Origin of the sequence: Mycobacterium sp. (assembly GCF_049683935.1) — a bacterium.
Lineage (GTDB): Bacteria > Actinomycetota > Actinomycetes > Mycobacteriales > Mycobacteriaceae > Mycobacterium.
This window is the reverse complement of record NZ_JBAUJR010000152.1, coordinates 23,594-35,185: the sequence shown is the minus strand read 5'-3', so window position 1 is coordinate 35,185 and position 11,592 is coordinate 23,594. Positions and strand designations below refer to the sequence as shown.

General features: G+C 62.3%; 8 protein-coding genes and 1 pseudogene. 4 read left to right on the top strand and 5 right to left on the bottom strand.

Translation table 11 applies throughout. The features are described from left to right. The 3 genes and pseudogenes from WA965_RS08920 to WA965_RS08910 form a co-directional block, all read right to left on the bottom strand. Positions 1–472: pseudogene (locus WA965_RS08920) on the bottom strand (hypothetical protein); the annotation flags it as partial. 11 nt (positions 473–483) lie between these two features. Further along, a complete protein-coding gene (locus tag WA965_RS08915) occupies positions 484–1,596 on the bottom strand; it encodes a glycosyltransferase (protein ID WP_526294975.1) in 1,113 nt (370 codons plus the stop codon). Then, a complete protein-coding gene (locus WA965_RS08910) occupies positions 1,593–2,780 on the bottom strand; it encodes a hypothetical protein (RefSeq protein ID WP_526294974.1) in 1,188 nt (395 codons plus the stop codon). The genes WA965_RS08915 and WA965_RS08910 overlap by 4 nt, the downstream gene beginning before the upstream one ends. A gap of 250 nt (positions 2,781–3,030) precedes the next feature. On the opposite strand from WA965_RS08910, the gene WA965_RS08905 reads away from it, so the two are divergent. Next, positions 3,031–4,992, top strand: coding sequence for a hypothetical protein (locus WA965_RS08905; RefSeq protein ID WP_526447375.1), 1,962 nt, complete (start codon positions 3,031–3,033; stop codon positions 4,990–4,992). A 188-nt stretch (positions 4,993–5,180) separates the two neighbouring features. On the opposite strand, the gene WA965_RS08900 is transcribed toward WA965_RS08905, so the two are convergent. Continuing rightward, positions 5,181–6,671, bottom strand: a complete 1,491-nt coding sequence (locus WA965_RS08900; protein WP_526294970.1) for a sugar transferase — start codon at positions 6,669–6,671, stop codon at positions 5,181–5,183. 310 nt (positions 6,672–6,981) lie between these two features. Then, complete coding sequence (locus WA965_RS08895) at positions 6,982–7,575, bottom strand: arsenate reductase/protein-tyrosine-phosphatase family protein (RefSeq protein ID WP_526294968.1); 594 nt, start codon at positions 7,573–7,575, stop codon at positions 6,982–6,984. Between the two features lie 234 nt (positions 7,576–7,809). Here WA965_RS08895 and WA965_RS08890 point away from each other — a divergent pair, with 234 nt between their 5' ends. The 3 genes from WA965_RS08890 to WA965_RS08880 all read left to right on the top strand — a co-directional run bounded on the left by WA965_RS08890 (position 7,810) and on the right by WA965_RS08880 (position 11,288). Continuing rightward, positions 7,810–9,138, top strand: a complete 1,329-nt coding sequence (locus tag WA965_RS08890; protein ID WP_526294966.1) for a UDP-glucose dehydrogenase family protein — start codon at positions 7,810–7,812, stop codon at positions 9,136–9,138. 281 nt (positions 9,139–9,419) lie between these two features. Beyond that, a complete protein-coding gene (locus WA965_RS08885; protein ID WP_526294964.1) occupies positions 9,420–10,256 on the top strand; it encodes a class I SAM-dependent methyltransferase in 837 nt (278 codons plus the stop codon). A gap of 240 nt (positions 10,257–10,496) precedes the next feature. Further along, on the top strand, positions 10,497–11,288 hold the full coding sequence (locus WA965_RS08880) for a WecB/TagA/CpsF family glycosyltransferase (RefSeq protein ID WP_526294962.1): 792 nt from the start codon (positions 10,497–10,499) through the stop codon (positions 11,286–11,288). The last annotated feature ends 304 nt before the right edge of the window (positions 11,289–11,592 follow it).

The window sequence follows — 11,592 nt, the reverse complement described above, 5'->3', positions numbered from 1 at the left end:
CCCGGACGCTGTGCGGGTTGTCCTGGTCGGCCATCCACAGCGCGATCACGCTGGCGACGATCAACGTCGCCGCGGCCAGCCCTTCGCTGCGCCACTCGCCGCTGACCACTCCGATCGAGCGGGCCATCAGCAGGCCGGTCATCACCCCGATGGCGCTGGCCATCAGCACCGCCGACGCCGCGACGGCGGGCCCGAACACCAACAGCGCGCCACCGATGACGGCGGCCGCCACCACCCACCACGGCATGACGGGTTCACCGGTGGCGCCCGGGGTGGCGAGGCGACCCTCGACGATGAAGGCGTTGAACAGTTGCGCGACGTACACACCGACAACCAGTGACAGCGCCAGGATGCCCTGCGTCTCGATCGGCGCGATGCGGGCGTAGATGGCGATGAAGATCGCCGGGTAGACGTTGAGCGCCAGGCCGGCGGCGACCTGAACCGCGGTGTGCAGGTGTCTGCTGTCAGGCACGGCCGGGCCGGTCAGTCATGGCTTGCGAGCGCCTGGGTGATGACCCCGGACATGTTGTGGCGAAACGCTTCCGGCGAGAACTTCTCGGCGTGGGAGCGGATCGCGACCGGGTCGAATCGGCTGCTGTCGAAGTTGGCGAGTTGTTTGGCGAAGCCGCTGACCACGTCGGCCTCGCTGCCGTCGGCGACGAAGGTCCCGGTGACGCCGTCGACGACGCTGTCGAGTGCGCCGCCAACACCCAGTGCGATCACCGGCGTGCCGCACGCCATGGATTCGACGGGGGTGATGCCGAAGTCCTCCTCCCCCGGCATGACCATCGCCTTGGCGCGGCGGTACAGGCTGCGGAATTCCTCGTTCGACACCCGACCGGCGAACGTGATGTCGCCGCCCTCGGCGAGCCTGCGACATTTGGCGGCGTCGCGGCCGTCACCGGCGACCACCATCTTCACGCCCGCCTCCACGGCCGCGCGGATCGCGATGTCGGGGCGTTTGTAGCCCACCAACCGGCCCGCCAGCAGGAAGTAGTCTTCGCGGGTCTCGGTGGCGTCGGGGGTGTAGAAGTCGACGTTCACCGGCGGGTGGACGACCTGCGCGTGACGATTCCACTGCCGCAGGATCCGTTGGGCCACCGCGGAACTGTTCGCCACCACGGACGTGATCTTCGGTGCGGCACTCAGTTCCGCCTTGATCGCCAACCGTGCCAGCACATCGAGGGCCCGATGGCCGGCCCACGACGTGGCTTCCTGGCGACGCATGTTCTCGTCCCACGCCCACCGTGCGGGGGAATGCACGTAGACGACTGTCGGGGTGGACGCCGCGGCTTCGACGGCGGCCACCCCGAACGCGTGGTGGCTGATGACCACCGCGTCGACGGATCCGAAGTCGCGGCGCCGCAACCACCCCGGCACCATCGGCAGCAGCGGCGCGTAACTGCGGTAGCCCGCCATCCGGTAGGCCCGCGACAACACCCCGGTGCGCACCTGCGACGCGAACGAGGCGTCGACCCGCGGGTCGACGATCGGAATGCTGATCGGTGCGTCCGGCCACTCCCGGGACAGTTCGGCGACGACGTGTTCGGATCCGGCGATCTCGGTCAGCCGTTCGTGGACGAGCGCCAGCCTCACGTCGCACCCCGACCGTAGGTGAACACCGCCGCCACCGGTGCGGAACTGGAGGCGCGCACCGACCGCAGCGCCAGGGCCTGCGCCACAGTGTCCTCTTCGATGCGGGCCACGAGCACGATGTCGGTGGCGGCGCCGATGACCTCGGGTGTCACCGTCGGATCCCCCACCGCGCCGCCGGCGATGACCTGAGTGGTCACCGATTCGGCTGAGCCGGGCGACGAATGTTGTCCCGACGACAGTGCCGCAGGATGACTTTCGGACGCCGCGGTCTCCAGCAGCGACGCCACCACGGCACTCCCGGACGACGATGACGCCCCGACGACGAGGATCACCCGGGCAGGCCCCGGGGACGGACATTGGGCATACAGCGTGCGGGCGAGGCGCAACTGGTCATCGGACCAGTCGTCTCGGGACGGCATATTGAGGTCGACGGCGGGCAGCAGCACACCGTCGACACCCTCGGTCAACGTCTTGACCACCGAGCCGCGGCCCGAACGGCGTCGCCGGGCCAGCAGTAGAGCCACAGCGCAGCCGCCGCCCGCCAGCCCTCCGAGCAGTGCGCCGATCACCCACTGCTGGGTGCTCACCGCGTTCGGTGTGGGCGGCTGCACGACGGTCAACATGCCCGCGGCCGCCTGCAGTTCCACGCTCTCGCGTATCCGCTGCAGGTCCCGCACACGCGCGGGGTCTTCGGTGTCGGCCTGCTGCCAGGCCTCCAACGCGGGCAGGATGGTCCGCAGCTGCTCGTCGGCGCGCTGCTCGAGTTGTTGACGGTAGAGGTCGATGGCCGCCTGCACGGTCCTGACGGCGTCATCGTCGGAACGGGCGCTGTAGCTGATGGTGATCACCGAGGACTCGCTGGCCTGGGCGACGTTGAGCGCCACCGACTCGTCCTCTGCCATCTTCCGGGTGACGGCCTCAGCGAACCCGTCGCCGGTCAGATAGGCGATCTCACCGGCGACGAACGTGGCGGTGTTGTCCTGATTGTCGGGGGTGATCTGGCTCGCCCCACCGGCAATCGCCGTCAGATCCGCGGGTGCCTTGAGCCGCAGAAACGCCGTCGCGGTGGTGTCGGCCCCCAACGCAGCAAACGCGAGAGCGCCGATGAGCGCGCCTGCGATAACGCCTATGACGGCACCGATCAGTAATTTTGTTGCGACTAAACGCGATTCCAGCGACGACATGGTCGCAATCGCAGACGCCGGCACTTTCGGCGCATTGGCGGACAATTCTGCGGCACTCCATCCTGGATTCGCGATGCGCTCCATATGTTAGTTGCGCCAAGGGGATTAGCCGGGCCAGACACCAAGATTGAGTTTCAGCCGATATCCCCACCGAGGACGGTCGGCGGCGCGTTTTCCGCGTTGCACTGCCGTTTGCCGGGTAATGTTCGGCGCCAGGAAGTGATTCGGAAATCTCTCACTCGGGGCGGTAATGGCGGAGTCTTTGGGAATCACGGCGATCCGTCGGGCAATCAGCCTGCTGCTGTCGGTGATGCTGATGATGGCACTCGGCGCGCCTCACCTCGCGCACGCCGAGCCACTGAACTCCGATCCCGCCGCCGGCCCGGACGTGTCTCTGCCGTGGACCGGCTTGGGCCTGCCCGACGAACTCACGCTGGTGGGCGCCAACACCAGCCAGGGGGTGTCGCTGCCGGTTCCGTCCGGGTTCACCGCCACCCGGTTGCGCGGACTCCTGCACTCGCCAGTCGATTTCGGCGCCGGCTTCGTGGAGATCACCGACAGCACCGGCAGGTTCCTCGCCACGGTGAACCTGCCCGAGGTGGTCCCGGAGCAGGTGGTGGTGCCGTTCGACGTCGACATGTCCGCAGCGCAGGTCAGGGACTCCGAACTGGGACTGTTGTTCACGGTGCGCCAGGCCGGCATCCCGGCCCAGGAACGGTGCGGACTCGGTGAGCGTCTGCTCATCAGCGATCTGGCCGCGGTGTTCACCGGAGTCGAGCAGGCGCCGACGACAATCGCGTCGTTCTTCCCGCCGGTGCTGCAGCGGGTCACGATCTACGCACCGGTCGACGCCGACGACGCCGAGCAGCAGGCCGTGCTGACGTTGACCTCCGCGGTGGCGCGGATGTACCGGCCGCAGACGACGGCCATCACCGTGGTCACCCAACCGCGGAGCGCGACGCCTCCCCCGGCACCGCAGCTCACCCGGGCCATTGTGGTCGAAAACGGTGATGCCGGAATCACTGTCGTCAATCCGGACCGGGCGGATGTCTTCCTGAAGGTGACAGGCCGCGGTGGTGAACTCACCGATCAGGCGTCGCTGGTGGTCAACGAGTTGCAGTCGCTGGCGCAGGTGTCGACGGTGCGCGTCGAACAGGCCGGCTCCAATGCGAGCTCAGAAGCCGACGAGATGACGTTCGAGGACCTGGACATCAGTGGGGAGAGCACGGTCCTGCGGACGGCGAGTCTGTCGGTGGGTGTCGACCGGTCCGCGTTGGGTGCCCGCATCAACGGCCTGACGGTGCATCTGCTGGCCACGCACACCCCGGTCGCGGACCTGGATTCGGCGAGCATGACGGTCAGCGTGGGTGGCCAGGCGGTGCACACCGCGGCGCTGGACAACACCGGGCAGGTCGACGCCACGTTCGAGGTTCCGGGTGAATTTCTCAGGCAGCGCATCAATTTCGATTTCGATCTGACGTTCAGCCCGCGCCAGGTGTGCAGTCCGACGATCGCGCCGATGACCTTCCAGCTTGATCCCCGGTCGACGCTGACGATGCAGCGCGGTGGGCCGGCTGGCGACGGCTTCGACGCGGTGCCCTCGGAGTTCAGCCCGGAGTTCCTGGTGGCGCTCGACGGCAGCAACCCGAACCAACTCGACTACGCCTCGCGAGTGGTCGCGGACACCGCACGATTGACCAGTTCACCGCTGACACCGCGGGTCGTCGATGTCAGCGCCGCGGCCGACGCCACCACCGCTGCGTTGATCGTGGCGAACTCGGCGACGATGGAGCAGACGTCGGTGCGCGCGCCGGTCGGTGGTGAAAGTGCCGATGTAGCGGTGGATCTGCGCAACCAACTACGTGCCGACATCAACAGCGGGCTGGGGTCGATCCAGGTTTTCGCCGACCAACCCCGCGATCGCACGGTCGTCCTGGTCACCACCAGCGGAGCGTGGTCACTGGTCGACCCACTGTTCGGCTACGTCGACCAACTCCCCGACGGCTGGTCGAGCCTGGACGGCAACGTCATCGCGGCCGGCCCGGAGGGCACCGTCACTCAGCTGTCGATCGGGTCCAACGACGATGCGGCGGCGGCACCCCAGGAGGAAGCGGGCCTGCCGGCCTGGCTGGTGATCAGCGCGGGAATTGCGGTGCTGGCATTGGTTGTTCTGGGTGCGGCGCTGTGGTGGCGCCGGCGCGGGACTGCGTGAACCGAGGGAACTCAAGCGCCGCAAGCTGTTCCGCGGGGCGTGTGCAACCCGCCTACTTATGGTTCGATACCCTGCAGATTCCAGCGGGAGACGCCCGCCCTGCGGGCGAGAGGTTGTTGCGAGGCCACGCAGTGAGTGCCAAACGAGGCTGGACCTATAGCCGGCCTGGCCGGAATCCAAAAGACGGCTCAGTAAGCGCCGGAGTGGCCGACCATCGCCTTGACTGTCCGCAGGGCGATCAGCAGGTCGGAGATCATCGACCAGTTCTCGACGTAGAACATGTCCAGACGAACCGAGTCCTCCCAGGACAGGTCTGAGCGTCCGCTGACCTGCCACAGGCCGGTGATGCCGGGACGGACGAGGAGTCGCCGTCTCGCGTAGTCGTCGTAGGACTTGACCTCGCTGGCCAGCGGCGGACGCGGCCCGACAACGCTCATATCGCGCTTGAGCACGTTGATGAACTGGGGCAGTTCGTCGATGCTGTACTTGCGCAAAAACTTGCCGACGGGCGTCACTCGGGGATCCTGGCGGATCTTGAACAGCACCCCGCCTTCGCTCTCGTTGAGCGCGGCGAGCTTGCCGACCATCTTGTCGGCACCGTCGACCATCGTGCGGAACTTGATCATCTCGAATGGATTGCCGTCCAACCCGATCCGTTCCTGACGGTAAAAGACCGGCCCCTTGCTGGTCAGCTTCACGGCGATGGCGACGGCTAACAAGATCGGCAGCCCAAATAGCAGCACCGAGCCCGAGAAGACAACATCGAAGAGGCGCTTCTGAAATCTCTTGGCGCCGTGATACTGCGGCTTCTCGACGTGGATCAGCGGCAGTCCACAAACTGGCCGCATCTGCAGTCGGGGACCTGCGACATCAACAACGCCTGGCGCGACGAGAAGATCGATGTCGAGCTTTTCGAGCTCCCATGACAAATCCCGTATTCCGCGGCCATTAAGCCGCTCGGTCGCAGTAACGGCCACGGCATGGCTGTTTGTGGCAGTCACGGCGCCCACAACGTTGGACTCGTCACCGAAAGTGGGAATGGTACCAACGCCCGGGATCTCGAGCTCAGTTCGCGGGATCGGACCGGGGATACATGCACCGACGACCTGGTACTCGGATCTCGGCTCACGTGCGAATGAGGTGGTGAGGTCTCGAACCGCGGCGGCACTGCCGACGACTAGGACGCGAGTGATGCAACGGCCCTGACTCTGACGGACGTGGCGAACAAGTTGGCGTGCAGCCCATCGGAAAAAGACCAAGACGGCAATGCCTACAGGTAGCGCGATCACCAGATAGCCGCGAGCAATCTCCAGCTTGAACAGCATCGAGATGATTGCAACTCCGCCAAAGACGGCGAGTGTCGCTAGTAGCACTCGCCGGTACTCCTCCGCGCCAGTGCCAATAATCCGCGGCGAACGGGAATGGTTGATCGACAGGGCTGCAAGCCACAGGCCAGCGATCGCGACCGACACAACGGCATAGTCGAGGTACCTGTATGCGGAAACTTCGCCACTCAATCCGCCGAAACGAAGCCACTGAGCAAGTCCTACCGCAAGTAAGACAGCAACAGCGTCGATAGCAACGAGCCGGCGCGCATACCCCCGTTGCCACGCCGGAAGCTTCGCTGGTATTGGCACGATGTTAGCTACAACATCAAGCCGGTCATTTACCGCCGTCATGTGTCCCCCCAGACGTTCCACCCCTTGGGCTGGAACTTTAGCCCACCCAGATCCTGATTCTCAAGGCGAACAGATAGTTCGCCCAGCAACTTAACAAAACGGACACGATTGCTCGGCGCGGAATCCCTCTAGCGCAATTGTGTCCAGAGTCAGCCCATCGTTTGACGATTTCGGCTAGCTCGTGCAGACATGCAGCTTGGACCACCAAAGGCTCCTAGTTGTCGTTTGCCAGTTTGCCGGTGCATGTCGCACCGAAAGACGGCAACCACCCGGCTCACCGCTCGGCGGCCGCTGACAACTCGGCGGGACGTTAGTCCGCCGACTTTTCGGAAGACTGTCGACAAAGCTCCAGAATCGGCGGCAGTAGATCCGCGATCTGCGCACCGACGCGCGAAAACTCTTCGACGCCTTGATCTATTGGGTCCGCAATATCCAACAGTTCGTGTGTCCGCAGTTGAGGACGGAACGCCGACAGCTCCTCCACTCTCCGCGGATTGAACTCGGACGCGAGCCGACCGGCTTCCACTAGCGTGAATGTTCTGTGAAGCTTGTGAGGAGCAAGCTCCAACACCTTATCCCGGTGCTCTCTCGTCATTGTCAGGATCAGATCGGCAGCTGCGGCGATCTTGAAATTTAGCTGCCGTGCTGCGAACGCAGATGCATCTCCTCCGAGACCTCTAAGCACGAGCGCCGCATCGCGATGCATCGGGTGCGCGACTACTGCGCGAGTTCCTGCGCTGGCGCTAACGAAATTCGGGATCTGTCGGTCAACCCCGTACGCGGCGGCTAGTCTCTCCGCCGTGGGCGAACGACAGATGTTTCCCGTGCAGACAAAAAGTAGGTTCAAATCTGACTCCCTGTCTGATTGTGCAACTCGGCGGCCTGCCCACTGATTGTTTAGCATCCGAGGGTCGTCCGCGGCGGTCTGCGGGCACTCAATCTACTGGGGGGCAATCTACTCCGCGGACTGGTTGGTGCGGCACTGCTACCTCGGTCGGACGACTGGCGGGTGCGGTGAAATTGGGGCATATTGACCCCGATGGGCGCCGCCGAAGGGGGCACCGAAGGGGCGGGAAGCCGAACGAGCTTCAAGTACCGATCTCAGATCGGCACGTCGGAAGGCTAAGGGGGATGTGAAATGGGTTGCCGTATAGCTGTTTTCGGCACCGGCTATTTGGGTGCGACGCACGCTGCCTGCATGGCAGAACTGGGACATGAGGTAGTCGGAGTCGACATTGATGCGGCCAAACTGGCGCGGCTTGCCGATGGAGAGGCCCCCTTCTATGAACCGGGCCTGGACGAGGTGCTTAAGTCGAACATCACTGCTGGCCGCCTACGCTTTACGTCTTCTTACGAGGAGGCCGCAGATTTTGCCGACATACACTTCATCGGAGTGGCGACTCCACAGAAGCGCGGCGAATTCGCCGCAGACGTCACCTACGTAGACGCAGTCATCACCACCCTGGCACCACTGCTCGTAAGACCCGCGATGATACTTGGCAAGTCGACTGTGCCTGTTGGAACTGCAACACGACTGAGTCGGCTTGCGCAGTCAATCGCTCCCGCCGGGGAGGCTGTTGAATTGGCGTGGAATCCTGAATTTCTGCGCGAAGGTTTCGCGGTGCAGGACACATTACATCCGGACCGCATCGTGCTGGGGGTTGACGTCGACCGCAAGGGTCGAATCGAAGAGATCGCCAGGCAAGTGTACAGCGACATTATCGAAGAGGGCATTCCGTTCTTGGTTACCGATCGCGAGACAGCAGAGCTTGTCAAAACGGCGGCAAATGCCTTTCTAGCGACCAAAATATCCTTCATCAACGCTATGGCAGAAGTGTGCGAGGCTGCTGGCGCTGATGTAACCGAGTTGGCGGACGCCATCGGCTACGACGCGCGCATCGGTCGGCGGTTCCTTAACGCGGGCATTGGGTTCGGGGGCGGGTGCCTACCCAAGGATATTCGCGCGTTTATGGCTCGAGCAGGCGAGTTAGGAGCCAACCAGGCTTTAACGTTCTTGCGCGAGGTCGACAGCATCAACATGAGACGCCGAACCAAAATGATGGAAATGACAAGAGAAATTGCCGGCGGATCTCTTATCGGCACACGCGTTGCAGTGCTTGGTGCCGCATTCAAACCGGACTCGGACGACATCCGCGATTCGCCTGCGCTAAACATCGCCGGGCAGATTCAGTTGCAAGGCGCTTCGGTTTCTGTTTACGACCCCAAAGCAAACAGTAACTCGCGGAAACTATTTCCCACTCTGGACTACGCAAACAACGTAAACGAAGCTTGCAATGGCGCCGATGTCACACTCGTACTCACCGAGTGGGACGAATTCCGAAAGCTTGAGCCGTCGGAATTAGACCCGATAGTCCGTTCTCGACGCATTATCGACGGGCGGAATTGTCTTGATCAAACGAAGTGGCGTAGTTCCGGATGGGTATACCGCGGCATGGGCAGACGTTAGGACAACTAAGGTTGAGTTACATACTAGTAGTAAAGCTGCCGATACGCCCTTGTTCTTCTATTAGGGCCGGTCAAATTCTCCGTGCATGCCACGCTTCATCGTAAGAATCCAGTAGGATCCTATTAGATTTATCCCGAGCAACAACGAGAAGATATAGCATCTACGACAATGGGGGAGGAAATAGCGATGATATTGGAAGCTCCGCTCAGTACAGCTTCAGCCAGGACGAACGGCGATTCTGCCCGAACAGGGTCGCGGGCCGCAAGAGCAGACGAGAAGTGATGGAGTCGATCAAATCCGCGTCAGACCTTACACGTGACCGGATGGATGGCTACGCGAAGAAACAAGCCGCGAAGGTTTCCGGTTGGCTCGCAGCCGAAAGCGCCGAGGTCATCAGCAGCTTGGCGTTGAAACAGATTGAGTCCGGCCCGGCTGGCGGCGTCGGCGAGATCGGCATACACCACGGTAAGCTTTTTCTGTTGCTTTATCTGTCCATGCAGGAGGGAGAGCGCGCATTCGCTCTCGATGTCTTTGAAGAGCAGCAGTACAATGTGGACGCTTCCGGACGTGGCGACCGCGAAATATTTTTGGCCAACCTGGCAAAAGTTGGAGGTGACATCGAGAGAATATCTATATTCGCCACAGATTCTTGCTCGATATCAGCCGAGACATTGGGGGCAGCAACGGGTCCCTTAAGGCTTATGAGCGTCGACGGTGGCCACACCGAAGACATTACTCATAACGATATGTCGCTCGCCGAAGATTTGTTATTGGACGATGGAATTCTGGTGCTCGACGATCTGTACCAGGCCCGTTGGCCCGCCGTCGCCGCTGGAGCCTTCCGCTTCATGCTCGAGCCAGGCCGGAGCCTCCGCCCCTTCGCAATAAGTCCAAACAAAACCTACTTCTGCAAGAGCAGACCCGCCGCAGAAAGATACCGCAGGCACTTGGCCACCGCCTTTCCTGAGCTCAGGGTCGGAGAGGCAGACATACTGGGCAGTAATGTACTGATCTTGGGTCAGCGCACGATCGTTAACCGCGTTCGCAATTTTCCGTTGGTGCGAGACAACCCTGCACTATACGAGCGACTTTCTCGCACACTGCACCGTTTGCGCTGAGAAATAGTGCAATGCCCATCAGTCGTATTTCCTGCAGAAAGACGAAGCGACCGCACAGTCGCCCGCTCGACCGAGCACTGCGATCGCCCGAACTCTCAATTTGATGCGGCCGATCTTGAAGGAGGCAGAACATGCGATCGACGTCAATCTGGGGTGACGATTCTTTCGGCTATCTACGTGCAGCCAATCAACGGGTTGAACGCGCTAGTGAGAAGCGTGGGCAGAGGCGCTAAGGAATAATTGAAATTGGCAAACGGCGACGAAACCCACGGTCCGCGCGCTTCCTTGCGCGTGAATGTCAACGTAGGCACATCCCGCATCCCAATCGATATTTTGTCATTTGAGGAAGCCGTCGCCTGGATTCTGGAGACTCAACGAAACCGCTGGGAAACAATGGTCACGCCAAATCTGCACCACCTGCGGGTAGTACGGGTTTCATCTAAACTGGCAGAACGCTACGCCGGTGCGAATTTGTCTTTGGCTGACGGTTGGCCAGTGGCGTGGCTTGCAACCCGTATCTCAGGTCGTCCAGTCAGTCGTGTAGCAGGTGCCGACCTGTTCGCAGCATTCACACAACAGCCCGGAGAAGGTCGGCCTTTGGTGCTCGTTGGCGGTACAGAAGGACCTCTGCTCGAGGATTTCTTCGATCGGTGCCGGCAGCTGGGGTGGAGCCTCACCAGCGAACCGGCCCCTCGCGCAGAGCTCGATGATTTTCGATCGCGCGCCGAACTCGCCGGTAGAGTCGCCCGCGCGGGATCCGGTGGAATCGTGGTCGTCGGCGTCGGGACGCCGAGGCAAGAGGAGCTAGCCAGTGAGATTGCAGCAATGCCCGGGTCCGGGGTTCTGCTTTGCCTAGGGATGTCGATCAATTTCGCTTCGGGAGCGGTTCGTCGCGCTCCGCCTCTGGTCCGTGCCGTTGGTCTTGAGTGGGTGTACCGCGCGCTGAGCGAACCACGACGGCTTCTCGCCAGATACATCAAGGATTCGTTTGTGCTGCCCAAATTGGCGCTGCAGAATCCGCGGCGGCGATGAGTTGCCCGGCGACCGGCGGGTACCCAGCCCATCCGATTAAATCGAGCACACATGTGACAGTAGTTGACGTTCGGGCCGTCGGCGACGCAGGTTTTAGCGAGAAGCAATCTCCTCGAAGACAAGCCAGAGTACTGCCTGCCACGTTCCCAATATTGTGCGGCACCATTGCTATCGCTGGCACGAAAACCCAGCCCACCCCCACCGTGGGCCACGAGGCACACCTACCGACTTCTACAATTTTCGCCGACTTAAACGGCGTTTGTAGGTATGACCCCGACACCCTTAGGGACAAATTTCGTGATGC